This window comes from Arthrobacter sp. ok362, assembly GCF_900102785.1.
Taxonomy (GTDB): Bacteria; Actinomycetota; Actinomycetes; order Actinomycetales; family Micrococcaceae; genus Arthrobacter.
Genome location: NZ_FNGC01000027.1, coordinates 1 through 15,068, shown reverse-complemented (window position 1 = coordinate 15,068; position 15,068 = coordinate 1). Strand labels below are relative to the sequence as shown.

Genomic DNA, 15,068 nt, shown 5'->3' with positions numbered 1-15,068 from the left:
CGCCGCGAACTGACCTCAACTTTGAAATGGATGACATGAACATGACTGAAGAACGCGCATCCGAGGCGATCATCGTCTGCGGAGTTCCGGCGAGTGGCAAAACAACGTTTGCCCAGGACCTGGCCCGCCAGCTCCACTGGACGATGCTTGACCTGGACACCGTCACCAACCCGTTGTTCGAACACATGGGCGGCGAGTTCCTGGTCGACGTCCCCACCGCGCAACCCGCGGCGCGGGCGAGCGTGAACGATATCCGCTACACCTGCCTCTTCGACACCACCCGCGAGAACCTCGCACTCGGCAATAGCGTGGTTGTAGTTGCCCCGTTCACCTCCGAACGCACGTTCCCGGCCGCATGGGAACGGCTTGTTGAGCGGCTCGCCATTCCCGACTCGCGGGTGCATCTCGCCTGGATGGACACCCCGACGGGCGAGGTGGTGAGGCGCATGCAGCTCCGCGGGGCCGCTCGCGACCTCGACAAAATCAAGGAACCGGAGCGTTTCCTGTCGCCCGACGTCACCCGGCCACCCGGCGTCGCGCATATCCGCATTGATGGCCTGCTGGCGCCGCATGAACAGATCGATCACTTCCTGGCGGACTTCGCAACGCGGGAGGCCCTGCGCTGAGCCGCCGCTAAGCGGTTTCCACGCCAATCTTCCGCCGAGAGGCCAAACCTCCCAGGACGGCACCGCTTACGGGGCGCGATTCGTCGTGCCCGATCCAGACCCCACAAGACCAAAACCACCCAATTAGGAGAACCCAGTGAATACACTCACGACGCTCGAACGCCGCGGCATGGCAGCGATCTCGACCCCCGGCGGCAAGATGCTCATCGTCGCCGCCGACCAGCGCAACGGCATGAAAGCCGTGATGAACGACGCACCCGACGGGCCGAACTCCATCACCGCCCAGCAGCTCTCCGACGCAAAGGCGGACCTGGTCCGCTACCTGGGAAACGCCGCGCCGGCGATCCTGCTCGATCCCGAAGTTGCCCTGCCCCGCGTCGCGGATGAGGGCGTCCTCTCCCGCGACACCGCCCTGGTGGTGGGCCTGGACGCTTCCGGTTTCGAGACGGTCGATGGCCTGCGCTACACCAAGTTCGTCCCGGGGATGTCGCCCCGCAGGGTTCGCGAACTCGGCGGTGACGTGGCGAAGATGCTCTGGTACATGCGCCCAGACCTTCAGGACGCCGGCTCGCGCGTCGCGGACGAGATCCGTGAACTCGTCAAGGCATGCACCGACGAGGGCCTCCTCCTCATCGTCGAGATCCTGGTCTACCGCCTCGAAGGCGAAAGCGAGGAGGCTTACGCCGCAGCGTTCCCCGGCCTGGTTGCGGAGTCTGCACGGCTCTCGGTCGAGTGCGGCGCTAAGGTGCTCAAGCTGCAGTACCCGGGGTCGGCCGAGGCAAGCGCCGCTGTCACCGAGGCGTCCGCTGGCGTGCCGTGGGCTGTCCTGTCCGCTGGAGTTGACCACGAGACATTCATCAAGCAGGTCGAGACAGCCGTGGCCAATGGCGCCGGCGGAGCAATGGCGGGCCGCTCGCTGTGGAAGGACAGCATGGCTGTCTCGGCCGAAACCCGCGAGCACCTGCTGACGACACGGGCTCTCCCGCGTCTGCAAGAGCTCGAAGCCGTCGTCGACGGCACGCTTGTGGCTTCCAACGGCGGCTGGTCAGCGCCCTAGGGGAGCGGAATCAAAAGCAAGCGGACGACGGCGGGAAGTCCCGCCGTCGTCCGCTGCGCCAGGGTTCAGCAAGATGTCCGTTCTGCCTGCTTGCGATCCCGGGTCGGCGGCTCAAGGGAGCGCGTACACGCGGCGTCAATGTGATCCTTTGGTCTTGGTCCCTGGCCAGGGTTGCTGCTTCCGCCGGCCGAAAACGACTGGCACGGACCCGAGGAGAGGTCGAGCGGCTGATTCACGCGTTTTGAGGTGCTCAGAGCAGCGAGATTCAGGTTGTGCCAAAGGGATTGTCGATGGCCAACTTCCATCCCCCGCTTCCCTTGCGCAGAACGTCGGCAGTACTGCCACGGAGGTCCACATCGCTGCCGTCAGCCGCGGTGCCCTTGATGGCCCAGTCGGCGATGACCAGGGCGAGTTCGTCCACAACGTAGACATGACGGGTGGTGACACTGATGGGCAGCCCTGCTTTAAGGAATCCCATCAGTGCGTTGAGGCTGTCTTCACCCGTGGTTGGTGTGCCCGGCTGAGGGACGAAGACAGCGTCGGGCTCGAAGAATTCCAGCATTCCGTCAACGTCCCGGGCATTGAAGCGCTCGGCCCATGCCATGTGCAAAGCGTGCGGATCAGATATTTCCACGGTGCCCTCCCAGGTCTGTCAGTCTGTGGAGGGCAATTTACCAGCCGTCCGTTTGCAGAGGCCAGAGGCAAACTGCGGCACCGCGAGGCGACGCCAATGTTGCCAGGGACCGAACAGGGCACAAGCACCCGCTATCAGCCAGTTTGGGTCATGACTCACCGCCTCCGGTAGTGACAGACTCCGGAGGCTAACGCCCGTCCGTCAGCCTAAGCCTGATCAACGAGCGCGACAGGTTCGGATACCAGGCCACCGGAGTGCCACTTGATGGCCTGGGCGACACCGTCAGCGATGCGGTGGAGGGATGCAGCGATGCTGGAGGGAAGATCCGACAGTGCACTCCTCTGTCGCTTGACGATGGTGTAGATCTCGGACCAGGTTGTCCATGCGACGCAGAATGGAATTGAGGCGAGCAAGACCTCGTACTCGTCGGCAGTCATTCCGGCGCGGTCACACAGGGGTTCAAGGCCCACGGCAACACCGGCGTCGACTTCGTGGCGGCCTTTGCCGGCGATTCTGATGGGTGGGGGAGTGGTAAGGATCAGCAGGAGCAAGGGATCGCGGTCGCCGCTGTGCTCCTGGAGACACAGTAGCTCCCGAGGAAGCTGCTCGATATTAAACGCGGCGCCCTTCTTGAAGCCTTTCGCCTCAACTAAAAGTTGGACCGAGGAGCCCGTCACCCAGACGTCCGGCTGGACATCCACATCAAGGGCAGACAGCAAGAGACTGCCCGGCAGTACATCCAGGTCAGCGTCTTCGACCTCGTTGGCTGCCGCAAATCGGGTTCGGTCTGCGCCGTGTGCACACCGTAGTACTTCCCCCAGGAACAGGTCCCTCGGGAGGTTGGACAGGCCCTGGAAAACTTCCGCAGTCAAGGCGTTTTCCATGCCTCGACCGCCGTCTCGATACAGTTTCACCTTGCTGCCCTCCCACGACACCTCGTGTAGTAGCCGGCCGATAACTGAGGGCCTGTGATCTGGTTCCATTCCCCACACGATAATGCGTCAGCTTGGAACGATCTGCTGCCGCCGAAATTTCCCGCCGATCCATGGCGGCTCGCCTCGCCGGGCATCGGCCCCAATATCCATCGACTTCGCATCGGATGCGATTCGCCGACCCCAAGCCAACATATCGTCAAATATCGGCGTCAAAGAGGAACCACTGGAATACCAGCAAGGGTGTGATTGTTTCCCCTGCCCAGGTTTAGTTGTGCCGCCCAAGAACGCCAATCGCCGGGCTAGGCCAGCCTTGCCACATTCCGCCGGACCGGCCTGCGTGCGGTGCCGTCCGAAAAAAGGTCGGGAGAGGACGCCTGGATCCGCTTGACGTCGTCGAAGACGCCGCGAAGATGGAGCCGCAGGGAGCTGTCCGCCTCCGCGAGGTTCCGGGCCTCCAACGCATCAACTACTGCGGTGTGCTGCTCGATCAGGGTGGACACCGGCCGGGTCTCCAGCAGGCTCATCCGGCGGGCCCGGTCCAGGTGGGCCTTGGCGGAGTTGACCGCAGCCCAGGCGGACTCGTGGCCGGCCAGCCGCAGAAGTTCACGGTGGAAGTCTTCATCCAGCCGGAAGAATTCCTCCACATCACCGCCGGCCTCGGCGTCCGCCTGAGCCCGCAGAATGTCCCGCAGGCCCGCAATGCCTGCGCTGTCCACGGCAAGGTCCTGCAGCGAGGCGCATTCAATGGCTTCTCGGACGAACTGGGCCTCCGAGACGCGCCCCAGATCCACCAGGGACACGAACGAACCTATCTGCGGGAAGACCTGGACCAGCCCTTCCTCGCGGAGCAGGATGAGGCTTTCGCGGACCGGAGTCCGGCTGACGCCGAGTTCCTGCGCCAGCTCGTTCTCGGAGAGCGGCTCGCCAGGGGGCAGCTGCAGCGAGATGATGCGGCGGCGAAGCGTTTCGAGCGTCTGGTCCCGCACTGAAAGCCGGGGGGCTGCGCCTCTTTTGTCCGTTGGCATGTCTCATTCTAGCTGTTGACACACTAGAATGGTAGTGCTTGTATGGTAGTAGAAATTGAAGTGGTGCCGGTCACTTGCCTCCTGTGAATGGCCACGGAGCCTGCACCACTGTTCAGCACAGCGAACCAGTTGCCAGCCGCCGCCAGCGTCCCGCTGTTACCCCCAATGCTCTACCCGTCCCGTTCGAAAGCATCGCCTGCAAAGGAGCAACTGATGACCGAAAGCATTGCGCCGCCCACCACCCGGGTGGAGTCCCGGAATACCCGCGACCTCGCCAAGGTAGCCGTTTCCGGCTGGCTGGGCACCGCCATGGAATTCATGGACTTCCAGCTGTACTCGCTGGCCGCGGCCATTGTCTTCAACAAGATCTTCTTCCCGGACGTCAGCCCGGTGATCGGTCTTATCGCCGCCATGGCCACGTACGGCGTGGGCTATGTGGCCCGTCTGTTCGGTGCAATTTACTTCGGCCGCATGGGTGACCGGATCGGCCGTAAAAAGGTCCTGTACATCACCATCGCCCTGATGGGTGCCTCCACTACCCTCATCGGCGTTCTTCCCACCTACGCCATGGTGGGCATCTGGGCCCCCATCCTGCTGGTTGCACTCCGCCTCGTCCAGGGCTTCGGCGCCGGCGCGGAAATCGCGGGTGCCACCGTGATGCTTGCCGAATTTGCCTCGGCGCGCCGCCGCGGCCTGATCTCCTCCCTGGTCTGCCTGGGCACCAACTCCGGAACCCTCGCCGCGTCGGCGTTGTGGGTCATCCTGGTGAGCTCCCTGTCCCAGGACCAGCTGCTGAGCTGGGGCTGGCGCATTCCGTTCCTGGCCAGCTTCGTGATCATGCTGTTCGCCCTCTGGATCCGGCGCTCCCTCAAGGAAAGCCCTGTTTTCGAGCAGCGCGCCGACGTGGTTGATGGCGTGGCCCTGTCCAAGGACGAGGTCGCCAAGCGCTCGGCGGAGGTGGCTCCCGCACTGGCCGGAACCAGCACCATCGAAGCCGCCCTGCACCAGCGCAAAGGCAAGTCCTTCCTGATCGCCCTGGGCCTGCGCTTCGGCCAGGCCGGCAACTCCGGCCTGGTGCAGACCTTCCTGGTCGGCTACCTCGCCACCGTCCTGCTCACCGATAAGGGCGTGGGCACCAACGCGATCTTGTACGGCTCGCTCCTTGGCTTCATCACCATCCCGGTCGTTGGCTTCCTCGGTGACCGCTTCGGCCGCCGGCCGCTGTACCTGACGCTCAGCGCCCTAACGGCTGTATACGCCATCCCGATGATGCTGATGATCACCAGCGGCAACCCGGCAGTGATCACCATCGCCATGGTCATCGGCCTGAACCTCGGCGTCCTGAGCCTGTTCGCCATGGAAAGCGTCACCATGGCCGAATTCTTCGGAGCCCGCACCCGCTTCACGCAGCTGGCCCTCGCCAAGGAAATCGGCGGCATCCTCGCCACCGCCATCGGCCCGCTGCTCGCCGCTACGCTCACCGCCGTCACCGGGCACTGGTGGCCGCTCGCCGCGATGCTCATCGGCTACTCCCTGATCACCCTGGTCTCCGCCGCCATCGGCCCCGAGGTCCGCGGCCGCGACCTGGTCCGCCTGGAGGACGCAGTATGAAAGCCGTCGTTGTCCACGGAGCCAACGATCTGCGCATCGATGAGCGGCCCGAGCCCGTTGCCGGGCCTGGCGAAGTGGTGCTCGACGTCGAATGGGGCGGCATCTGCGGATCCGACCTTTCGTACTGGCGCCACGGAGCCTCCGGGACGGCGGCGCTGAAGTCGCCGCTCGTCCTCGGCCACGAGGTGGCCGGCCGGATCGCCCAGCTGGGCGCCGGCGTCGAAAACCTCGACGTCGGCCAGCCCGTCACGGTGCACCCCGCGGAACTGGTGGGGGACGGCATCATGCCGGAACGCCTCCGCGGCAGGACGAACCTCTACCCCCGGATCCGCTACTTCGGTTCGGCGGCCTTCGACCCGCACACCGACGGCGGGTTCAGCGAACGGAAGCTTGCCAAGGCATCCCAGATCCGTCCGCTGCCCGACGGCGTGGACACCCTCCGCGGGGCACTCGCGGAACCCCTCGCCGTCGCCCTCCACGCCGTGGGCCGGGCCGGCTCGCTCGCCGGGCGCGACCTTCTGGTCAACGGAGCCGGGCCGATCGGCTCGCTCGTGGTCGCTGCAGCGAAGTATGCCGGCGCCAGGACCGTCATCGCCACGGACATCAACGATGCCTCGCTGCGGATTGCCAAGGCCATGGGTGCCGACGAGGTCCTGAACGTCGGAAACGGAGGCGCGCTGCCGGAGGACATGGAACTGGTGTTTGAGGCCACCGGGATCCCGGCCGTGCTGGGCGGCGTCCTGAAAGCCACCGCCCGCGGCGGCACCATTGTCCAGGTGGGCAACCTGCCGGGCGCCCCGGCCCCGGCCGCGTTGGGCGACCTGGTAACCCGGGAGATCACCTGGATCGGCTCGTACCGCTTCGTGGACGAGATCATCGACGCCCTCCGGGCGATGGCCGAAGGGCTCGATGTCTCCCCGGTCATCACCCATAAGTTCGGCATCGACGACGCCGAAGAGGCCATGCGCGTCTCGGCGGACCCGGCCTCCGGAAGCAGCAAGGTCATGCTCCGCCTCGCCCCCAACTGACCAGCCCCCGCTGAACACTCCCCCCAGCCAGCCCCCCAACCCCACTTGAAGGACCACCAGTGAAGATCACCGACGCACGGGTAGTGGTTTCGTCGCCAGGACGGAACTACGTCACGCTCGTTATTGAAACCGAGGACGGCATCACCGGCATCGGCGACGCCACCCTTAACGGGCGCGAGCTGGCGGTAGCCTCCTACTTGGCCGACCACCTTTGCCCCCTGCTGATCGGCCGCGATGCCCGCCGCATCGAAGACGCCTGGCAGTACTTCTACAAGGGTGCCTACTGGCGCCGCGGACCGGTGACCATGACGGCGATCGCGGCCATCGACGTCGCGCTCTGGGACATCAAGGGCAAGGCCGCCGGCATGCCCGTCTATGAACTCCTGGGCGGGGCGGCCCGCGAGGGCGTCATGGTCTACGGCCACGCCAGCGGTTCCACCCTGGAGGACCTGAGCGCGGATTTCCAGCACCACCTGGACCTCGGCTACAAGGCGATCCGCGCGCAGGCCGCCGTTCCGGGGCTGGACAAGACCTACGGCATCGCTCCCGTCGACGGGAAGCTCTACGAACCGGCCAGCGGCAACGTCCCGCAGGAAGACACGTGGGAAACCACCGCCTACCTGGATTTCGCGCCGAAGATGATGGCGCACGTGCGGGAGCAGTTCGGCTACGGCGTCCATGTCCTGCATGACGTGCACCACCGGCTGACGCCGATTGAGGCAGGTCGCTTGGGTGCGTCGCTGGAGCAGTACCGGCCGTTCTGGATTGAGGATCCGACGCCGGCCGAGGACCAGTCCGCGTTCCGGCTGATCCGCCAGCACACCACCACCCCTATTGCGGTGGGCGAGGTGTTCAACTCGATTTGGGACTGCCAGCAGCTCATCACCGAGCGGTTGATCGACTACATCCGCACCTCCGTCTCGCACGCCGGCGGCATCACGCACCTGCGCCGGATCTTCTCCCTCGCGGACCTCTACGGCGTGCGCTCCGGCTCCCACGGCGCGGGCGACCTCTCACCGGCTTCCTTCGCCGCCGCGCTGCACGTGGACATGAGCATCCCCAACTTCGGCATCCAGGAATACATGGGACACCGGGATCCGGCGGGTGAAGTGTTCAAGACCTCGTACACCTTCAACGATGGCTACATGCACCCGGGCGACGCTCCCGGCATCGGCGTTGAGTTCAACGAAGAAGCTGCCGCCCAGTACCCGTTCGACCCGAAGTACCTGCCGGTCAACCGGCGGCTCGACGGATCGGTGCACGACTGGTGAACGCCGTGACGCAAGAGCATGCGACGCAAGAGAAGAAGCCCTTCGACGTCGTCGTGATGGGGGAGATCCTCGTCGAAGTCGCCACCGACCTGCCTTTCGGCCACGGGGTTCCGGCGCAGTTGGGCATCTCCGGCGACGCGCTCAACGTAGCGGCGGCGGCGGCGGCCGCCGGCGCCAGGGTGGGGCTGCTGTCCGTCCTGACCGACGACGACCTGGGCCAGGCAATCGCCGCCAGGATCGCCGAACTCGGCATCTCCACCGACCTCCTGAAGTTCCGTTCCGGACAGCAGGGCGTCTACCTGGTGCACTGCGACCCGGCCGGGCAGCGGGAGTTCTCCTACGCCCGCAGCGGCAGCGTGGGATCGACACTCGGCCCGGACGACGTCGAGCCGGCCGTTTTCGAGGCGGCCGGAGCTGTGATCGCCGGCGGCATCGCCTGCGCCATTTCGACGACGTCCCGCGCCGCCGTTGTGAAAGCCGCTTCGCTCTCGCAGCGCTTCGTGTTCGACCCCAACTTCCGGCCACGGCTCACCACATCGGAAGAAGCGACGGCGGTGCTCGCCGAGCTGGCGCCCCAGGCCTTCCTGGTGACGCCGTCGTTTCCCGGCGAAACCAGCGTGCTCCTGGGCAGTTCCTCACCGCAGGAAGCGGCAGCCAAGCTGCGGGCCCAGGGCACGGAGAACGTGGCCGTCACCTGCGGGGCGGAGGGAATCCAGCTCGAATGGAACCAGGACTCGTTGTGGGTTCCGGCAATCTCCGCCCCCTCCGTGGTGGACCAGACCGGCGCCGGCGACGCCTTTGTCGGCACCTTGACGGCCCGTCTCGTTTTGGGCGACAGCCTTCCGACGGCGGCCCGCTACGGCGCTGCGGCATCCTCACTGGTGGTGGGCGGCAAGGGCGGAACCGGCTTCATCCCCACCTTCGACCAGACCCGCGCCCACGCCGCGACCGCCGGCAACTCCGTGGAAGGAGCCGTGTCATCGCACGCCTGACCCCTTCCACGCTGGCCGTCAGCGGCCACCAGGCCCTAATGCAGCGGGATAAGCTGCAGCCCGGAATCGTCCACCTGGGCCTGGGCGCTTTCGCCCGCGCCCACACCGCGGTGTTCACCGAAGAAGCCATGCTGGCCTCCGGCGACTTCGACTGGGGAATTGTTGGGGTCACGCAGCGTTCGGACACCGTGGCCCGGCAGCTCTCGCCCCAGGACGGGCTGTTCACCGTGGCAGAGCGGGGCGACGGCGCTGCCCCGCTGCGCGTCGTCGCGAGCATCGTCGAGGCCCTCTCCGGTCGGGACAACCCGCAGGAAGTCGTGGACCGCATCGCTGCAGAATCAACACGGATAGTCACGCTCACCATCACCGAAAAGGGGTACCGGTTCGACCCGAGCACCGGCAGCCTCAACCTGGACGACGATGAGGTGCAGGCCGACCTCGCCGGCAGGGCCCCCCACACCGCCGTCGGGCAGATCACCCGTGGCCTGCAGCAGCGCGCACGCACCGGGGCCGGGCCTATCACCGTCGTGTCCTGCGACAACCTGCCGGGCAACGGCGAACTGACCCGGACGCTGGTCCGCGCGTTCGCGGCCGCCCTGCCCGCTGCCGAAGGCGAACCGCTGTTGGCCTGGCTGGGGGAGAACGTTACGTTCCCCAGCACCATGGTGGACCGAATGGTGCCCGCCACGACGCCGGCCGACCTGGACGACGTCGAGCGTGAACTGGGCCTTCGTGACGAAGCGGCCGTGGTGGCCGAGCCGTTCAAGCAATGGGTCATCGAGGACAACTTCGCCGCCGGCCGCCCCCGCTTTGAGGACGCCGGAGCCCTGTTCAGCGCCGACGTCGCCGCCTGGGAGGCCGCAAAGCTGCGCCTGCTGAACGCCAGCCACTCCATGCTGGCCTACCTCGGCCTCGCCGCGGGCAAGGAGACCATCAGCGAGGCCGTGGGCCACGCCGCCTTCCTCACGGCCTGCCGGCGCATGATGGTTGAGGAAGCGCTGCCCACCATCACCCTGCCGCCCGAACTGGACGGCGAACAGTACTGCTCCCAGGTGCTCAGCCGTTTCGCAAACGCTGCCCTGGGCCACACCACCGCCAAAGTGGGAAGCGACGGCTCGCAAAAGCTCGGGCTGCGCCTGCTTCCCACCATCCGCGGCACGCTCGCCGCAGGGCGGCAGCCCCGGTGGGCCGCCTTGGCTGTTGCCGCCTGGATGCACCATGTAGCCACCACCCCGGTGGCAGACCTGAATGATCCGCTGGCAACGGAGCTTCAGGCCACGCTGCCCGCCACCCGCACGGCGGCCACCGTTGTCCCCGCCCTGCTGGGCTTCCGACCCATCTTTGGACACGACCTGACGCAGCACGAGGCGTTCACCGAACTGCTGCTGCACTGGTACCGCATCCTGGAAACCGACGGGCCAGATGGCCTGGGAAACGAGATCAACCATGGCTGACGCATCAAAAGTCCTGAGTATTTCACCGGTCATCCCGGTGGTCACCATCGAAGACCCCCAAGACGCGGTTCCGCTCGCCCGCGCCCTGGCCGACGGCGGCGTAAAAATCATCGAGCTCACGCTCCGGACCGACTCCGCGCTGACGTCCTTGAAGCTCATCGCGGAGGAGGTACCGGACATCCTGGTAGGAGCGGGCACCATCCTCACACCCGGCCAGGCGGACGCCGCTGTATCGGCAGGCGCACAGTTCCTGGTCAGCCCCGGGGTCACCCCCTCCCTGCTCACCCACATGCTCACGTTCGACGTCCCGGTGCTGCCCGGCGTGGCCACCGTGGGCGAGGTCATGACAGTCCTGGAAAACGGCCTGGACACCATGAAGTTCTTCCCCGCAGGCCCCGCCGGCGGGCCCAACTACCTCGCAGCCATCGGCGCCCCCATCCCCCACGTCCGGTTCTGCCCCACCGGCGGGATCAGCCTCTCTACCGCACCGGACTACTTGAAGCTCCCCAACGTGTCCTGCGTCGGCGGCAGCTGGCTGACCCCCGCCGCAGCCGTTGCGGCCAAGGACTGGAGCAGGATCACCAGCCTGGCCCGCGAGGCCGCGACGCTCAGTAACTAGCAGGCGCGAATCTGGCTCTCAAATATCCTGCCTCCGGCGAACCCCCCAAGCGTGCCCTTGGCGACGTAGCATCAAGGTATGGGGGCAGCCAGGAGTGTGCCGAAATGTTTGAGCGATTTACGGACCGTGCCCGTCGCGTAGTTGTGCTTGCCCAAGAAGAGGCACGCATACTGAACCACGGTTACATTGGTACCGAACACATCCTTTTGGGTCTGATCCATGAGGGTGAAGGTGTTGCCGCCAAAGCCCTTGAGTCCCTTGGCATTTCGCTCGACGGCGTGCGCGAGCAGGTGGAGAAGATCGTCGGCCCGGGCCAGCAGTCCCCGTCCGGACACATCCCCTTCACCCCGCGCGCCAAAAAGGTCCTGGAGCTGTCGCTGCGCGAGGCCCTGCAACTGGGCCACAACTACATCGGTACCGAGCACCTCCTGCTCGGCCTTATCCGTGAGGGCGAGGGCGTGGCTGCCCAGGTGCTGGTCAAGCTCGGCGCGGATCCGAGCATGGTCCGCCAGCAGGTCATCCAGCTCATCTCGGGCTACCAGGGCAAGGAAACCACGGGCGCCGGCCAGGATCACGTTGAAGCGATTCCCTCTGGTTCCGTGGTTTTGGACCAGTTCGGCCGCAACCTGACCCAGGCCGCGCGCGAGAACAAACTGGACCCCGTGATCGGGCGCGAAACCGAAATGGAACGCGTCATGCAGGTCCTGTCCCGCCGGACCAAGAACAACCCGGTGCTGATCGGTGAGCCGGGCGTCGGCAAGACCGCCGTCGTCGAGGGCCTTGCCCAGGCGATCGTCCGTGGGGATGTCCCGGAGACGCTCAAGGACAAGCAGCTGTACACCCTGGACCTGGGCTCCGTGGTGGCCGGTTCCCGGTACCGCGGTGACTTTGAAGAGCGGCTGAAGAAGGTCCTCAAGGAGATCCGCACCCGCGGCGACATCATCCTGTTCATCGATGAGATCCAGACCCTGGTGGGTGCAGGTGCGGCCGAAGGCGCCATCGATGCGGCGTCGATCCTGAAGCCCCTGCTGGCCCGCGGCGAGCTCCAGACCATCGGCGCCACCACCCTGGACGAATACCGCAAGCACATCGAGAAGGACGCCGCGCTGGAGCGCCGCTTCCAGCCGATCCAGGTCAAGGAACCCTCCGTGGCCGACGCGATCGAGATCCTCAAGGGCCTCCGCGACCGGTACGAGGCGCACCACCGCGTCACCATCGCCGACGGCGCGCTGGTCGCCGCGGCGAACCTCTCGGAGCGTTACATCTCGGACCGGTTCCTGCCGGACAAGGCGATCGACCTGATCGATGAGGCCGGGGCGCGGCTGCGCATCCGCCGGATGACCGCCCCGCCGGAGCTTAAGGCTATTGCCGAAAGGATCATCGCCGTCAGGAAGGCCAAAGACGCAGCGATCGACGCCTCCGACTACGAGGGTGCCGCCAAGCTGCGCGACACGGAGCAGAAGCTCGCCTCCGAGCGCGCCGAGAAGGAACGCCAGTGGAAGACCGGCGGCATGGACGACATCTCCGAAGTCGATGAGGACCTCATCGCCGAGGTGCTGGCGAATGCCACCGGCATCCCGGTGTTCAAGCTGACCGAGGAAGAGTCCTCGCGCCTGCTGAAGATGGAAGAGGAGCTGCATCAACGCGTGGTGGGCCAGGATGAGGCGATTAAGTCGGTTTCGCGGGCTATCCGCCGGACCCGTGCAGGCCTGAAGGACCCCAAGCGTCCGGGCGGCTCGTTCATCTTTGCCGGCCCCACCGGCGTCGGCAAGACCGAGCTCGCCAAGGCCCTGGCCGAGTTCCTGTTCGGCGAGGAAGATGCACTGATCACCCTGGACATGTCCGAGTACTCGGAGAAGCACACGGTCTCGCGGCTCTTCGGTGCCCCTCCCGGCTACGTCGGTTACGACGAGGGCGGACAGCTGACGGAGAAGGTCCGGCGTCGTCCGTTCTCCGTGGTCCTGTTCGATGAGGTGGAGAAGGCGCACGCCGATCTCTTCAACTCACTGCTGCAGATCATGGAAGACGGCCGCCTGACCGACTCCCATGGCCGCGTGGTGGACTTCAAGAACACCGTGATCATCATGACCACGAACCTCGGCACCAGGGACATCTCCAAGAGCGTTGCCACCGGCTTCCAGTCCGGCACGGACACGCAAACCGGCTACAACCGGATGCGCGCCCGGGTCACCGAGGAGCTCAAGCAGCACTTCCGCCCCGAGTTCCTGAACCGTGTTGACGATGTTGTGGTCTTCCCGCAGCTGACCCAGGACGAGATCATCGAGATCGTGGACATGTTCGTCGGCCGCCTCGAGAAGCGCCTGAAGGACAAGGACATGGGCATCGAGCTCACGCCCGCGGCCAAGGTGCTCCTGGCGACCCGCGGCTACGACCCCGCCATGGGTGCCCGGCCGCTGCGCCGCACCATCCAGCGCGAGATCGAGGACCAGCTCTCCGAGAAGATCCTCTACGGCGAGCTGCACGACGGCGACATCGTGGTGGTGGATGTGGAAGGCGAGGGCGACGACGCGAGGTTCACCTTCGCCGGCAACGCCAAGCCCCGCATTCCGGACGCCTTGCCCGCCGCGGGCTAAACGGAAACCGCCGCTGGCTACCGTCCGGGTGGGCTAAAATCGGGTGGCTTACGGCGGTGTTGCCGTTCCGTTTTGGGAACCTCAGGGGGCGTCCACATCGGTTCGTGTCAGTCGCGAAGTGGCGACCCGACAACGTTGAATCGAAACCCTCCGAACGTACCGGACAGTAGCGGGCCTGCGCCCGTGATGGATGCCTGGACCTCCGGCAACGCGAGGGAAGACTGATGCGCCTCCTCGCTCTCCCACAGCTCCACTACAAACACGGTGTCCGGGTCGTCGTCGTTCACTCCAACCTCGTAAGCAAGGCAGCCGATCTGCCGGAGGGTTTCGCTGCGCTGAGTCAGGTGGCGCACCAACTCGTCGCGCTTACCCGAGACAGCGCCGAGCGTTCCCACATTCGCAAAGGTCATAGCCCTACCGTAGTAGGACGATGCGACATTCACTCTGCCCGCAAGCCAAACGCTGAGCGGCCAGAACCGTCAATTGTGCAGTCCTATTTCGGGACTTAGCGCCAATTCGATTTCGCGGGCGACGATCTACGGCTCCGGCACCCGCAGCACCCCAACGGCCGCCACCAAATATGGCGCCGGATCCGGATCCGTCCCGGCGGCCCACTGCATCCAGGCCTCGAACGTCGCCCCGATCAGCGCGGCGCACAGATACCCGGCAACGTCCTCGCGGACCCCGGCCGAAACCAGATACGCCCGCGCCCGCTCGCGCTGCGGCGCCAGGGACTCGTAGCTCCGGCTGGCCAGTTCCGGGTGTTCGGCGATCAGCCGCAGCCGGCCGCGGGTGACCGCGAGGTCCGGCAGAACAGCAACCCCGGCGACAGCCGCCTCGCGCAGCCCCGCCAGGACGCCGCCGTCGGCCCCGCCAGCAGCGCGGGCGGAATCCAGAACCCGGCCGGAGACTTCGATCACCGGTTCCATGCCGCCCCAGACGAGCTCGGCCTTGCCGGCGAAGTACCGGTACAGGCTCTTGCGCCCGATCCCTGCCTCACGCGCGATGTCCTCCATGGAGGTCTGCTCGTAGCCGCGCTCGGCGAACAGGCGCAGCGCGATGGCGGCCACGGCATCGGGATCAATCGTCACCGGGCGCCCGGTGACGCGCGGGACGGCGGTCTTCAAAGCATCCGAAGGCATCCCGCCAGTATTCACCCTTACATAATGACACAGCGTGTCATAAAGTGGACCGCGTCACCGTCAGCAACGTCTGGAAGGAC

14 protein-coding genes are annotated in these 15,068 nt (G+C 66.0%); 9 read left to right on the top strand and 5 right to left on the bottom strand.

Annotated features, from left to right (window positions below):
• Positions 1-41 precede the first annotated feature (41 nt).
• Entirely contained in the window at positions 42-626 is a 585-nt protein-coding gene (locus tag BLQ10_RS21670) for a P-loop nucleotide/nucleoside kinase family protein (protein WP_175558724.1), read from the top strand.
• A 136-nt stretch (positions 627-762) separates the two neighbouring features.
• Positions 763-1,683 carry a hypothetical protein gene (locus BLQ10_RS21665; protein WP_217635850.1) on the top strand — a complete coding sequence of 307 codons (921 nt, stop codon included), beginning with the start codon at positions 763-765 and terminating at the stop codon, positions 1,681-1,683.
• Between the two features lie 265 nt (positions 1,684-1,948).
• Here the strand turns inward: BLQ10_RS21665 and BLQ10_RS21660 are convergent, their stop codons facing one another.
• The 3 genes from BLQ10_RS21660 to BLQ10_RS21650 all read right to left on the bottom strand — a co-directional run bounded on the left by BLQ10_RS21660 (position 1,949) and on the right by BLQ10_RS21650 (position 4,277).
• A complete protein-coding gene (locus tag BLQ10_RS21660) occupies positions 1,949-2,317 on the bottom strand; it encodes a YybH family protein (protein ID WP_091565055.1) in 369 nt (122 codons plus the stop codon).
• 206 nt (positions 2,318-2,523) lie between these two features.
• A complete protein-coding gene (locus BLQ10_RS21655; RefSeq protein WP_139164314.1) occupies positions 2,524-3,300 on the bottom strand; it encodes a hypothetical protein in 777 nt (258 codons plus the stop codon).
• A 251-nt stretch (positions 3,301-3,551) separates the two neighbouring features.
• Positions 3,552-4,277 (bottom strand): GntR family transcriptional regulator, encoded by a 726-nt coding sequence (locus tag BLQ10_RS21650; RefSeq protein ID WP_091565053.1) that lies wholly within the window; start codon positions 4,275-4,277, stop codon positions 3,552-3,554.
• Positions 4,278-4,490: 213 nt separating this feature from the next.
• Between BLQ10_RS21650 and BLQ10_RS21645 the strand changes: the two genes are divergently transcribed.
• The 7 genes from BLQ10_RS21645 (at position 4,491) to BLQ10_RS21615 (ending at position 13,846) form a co-directional block, all read left to right on the top strand.
• The gene (locus BLQ10_RS21645) at positions 4,491-5,888 is read left to right on the top strand and encodes an MFS transporter (RefSeq protein ID WP_091565052.1); all 1,398 of its coding nucleotides are present in this window, start codon (positions 4,491-4,493) and stop codon (positions 5,886-5,888) included.
• The gene (locus BLQ10_RS21640; protein WP_091565051.1) at positions 5,885-6,916 is read left to right on the top strand and encodes an L-idonate 5-dehydrogenase; all 1,032 of its coding nucleotides are present in this window, start codon (positions 5,885-5,887) and stop codon (positions 6,914-6,916) included. Before BLQ10_RS21645 ends, BLQ10_RS21640 begins: the two co-directional genes overlap by 4 nt.
• Positions 6,917-6,975: 59 nt before the next feature.
• On the top strand, positions 6,976-8,187 hold the full coding sequence (gene manD, locus BLQ10_RS21635; protein WP_091565050.1) for a D-mannonate dehydratase ManD: 1,212 nt from the start codon (positions 6,976-6,978) through the stop codon (positions 8,185-8,187).
• Between the two features lie 56 nt (positions 8,188-8,243).
• The gene (locus BLQ10_RS21630; protein WP_091565067.1) at positions 8,244-9,179 is read left to right on the top strand and encodes a sugar kinase; all 936 of its coding nucleotides are present in this window, start codon (positions 8,244-8,246) and stop codon (positions 9,177-9,179) included.
• A 38-nt stretch (positions 9,180-9,217) separates the two neighbouring features.
• A complete protein-coding gene (locus BLQ10_RS21625) occupies positions 9,218-10,633 on the top strand; it encodes a mannitol dehydrogenase family protein (RefSeq protein ID WP_091565049.1) in 1,416 nt (471 codons plus the stop codon).
• Complete coding sequence (eda, locus tag BLQ10_RS21620) at positions 10,626-11,252, top strand: bifunctional 4-hydroxy-2-oxoglutarate aldolase/2-dehydro-3-deoxy-phosphogluconate aldolase (RefSeq protein ID WP_091565048.1); 627 nt, start codon at positions 10,626-10,628, stop codon at positions 11,250-11,252. Before BLQ10_RS21625 ends, eda begins: the two co-directional genes overlap by 8 nt.
• A gap of 104 nt (positions 11,253-11,356) precedes the next feature.
• Entirely contained in the window at positions 11,357-13,846 is a 2,490-nt protein-coding gene (locus BLQ10_RS21615; RefSeq protein WP_091565047.1) for an ATP-dependent Clp protease ATP-binding subunit, read from the top strand.
• A 107-nt stretch (positions 13,847-13,953) separates the two neighbouring features.
• On the opposite strand, the gene BLQ10_RS21610 is transcribed toward BLQ10_RS21615, so the two are convergent.
• Both BLQ10_RS21610 and BLQ10_RS21605 read right to left on the bottom strand, forming a co-directional pair.
• Complete coding sequence (locus tag BLQ10_RS21610; RefSeq protein ID WP_091565046.1) at positions 13,954-14,256, bottom strand: putative quinol monooxygenase; 303 nt, start codon at positions 14,254-14,256, stop codon at positions 13,954-13,956.
• Positions 14,257-14,382: 126 nt separating this feature from the next.
• A complete protein-coding gene (locus BLQ10_RS21605; RefSeq protein ID WP_091565045.1) occupies positions 14,383-14,988 on the bottom strand; it encodes a TetR family transcriptional regulator in 606 nt (201 codons plus the stop codon).
• Between the last annotated feature and the right edge of the window lie 80 nt (positions 14,989-15,068).

What these genes read in the sequence shown, in the direction of transcription:
- BLQ10_RS21610 (WP_091565046.1), bottom strand. Translation starts at nt 14,256, where the DNA reads ATGACCTTTGCGAATGTGGGAACGCTCGGCGCTGTCTCGGGTAAGCGC.
- BLQ10_RS21605 (WP_091565045.1), bottom strand. Translation starts at nt 14,988, where the DNA reads ATGCCTTCGGATGCTTTGAAGACCGCCGTCCCGCGCGTCACCGGGCGC.
- BLQ10_RS21625 (WP_091565049.1), top strand. Translation starts at nt 9,218, where the DNA reads ATGCAGCGGGATAAGCTGCAGCCCGGAATCGTCCACCTGGGCCTGGGC.
- BLQ10_RS21670 (WP_175558724.1), top strand. Translation starts at nt 42, where the DNA reads ATGACTGAAGAACGCGCATCCGAGGCGATCATCGTCTGCGGAGTTCCG.
- BLQ10_RS21645 (WP_091565052.1), top strand. Translation starts at nt 4,491, where the DNA reads ATGACCGAAAGCATTGCGCCGCCCACCACCCGGGTGGAGTCCCGGAAT.
- BLQ10_RS21630 (WP_091565067.1), top strand. Translation starts at nt 8,244, where the DNA reads ATGGGGGAGATCCTCGTCGAAGTCGCCACCGACCTGCCTTTCGGCCAC.
- eda (WP_091565048.1), top strand. Translation starts at nt 10,626, where the DNA reads ATGGCTGACGCATCAAAAGTCCTGAGTATTTCACCGGTCATCCCGGTG.
- BLQ10_RS21650 (WP_091565053.1), bottom strand. Translation starts at nt 4,277, where the DNA reads ATGCCAACGGACAAAAGAGGCGCAGCCCCCCGGCTTTCAGTGCGGGAC.
- BLQ10_RS21655 (WP_139164314.1), bottom strand. Translation starts at nt 3,300, where the DNA reads ATGGAACCAGATCACAGGCCCTCAGTTATCGGCCGGCTACTACACGAG.
- BLQ10_RS21640 (WP_091565051.1), top strand. Translation starts at nt 5,885, where the DNA reads ATGAAAGCCGTCGTTGTCCACGGAGCCAACGATCTGCGCATCGATGAG.
- BLQ10_RS21615 (WP_091565047.1), top strand. Translation starts at nt 11,357, where the DNA reads ATGTTTGAGCGATTTACGGACCGTGCCCGTCGCGTAGTTGTGCTTGCC.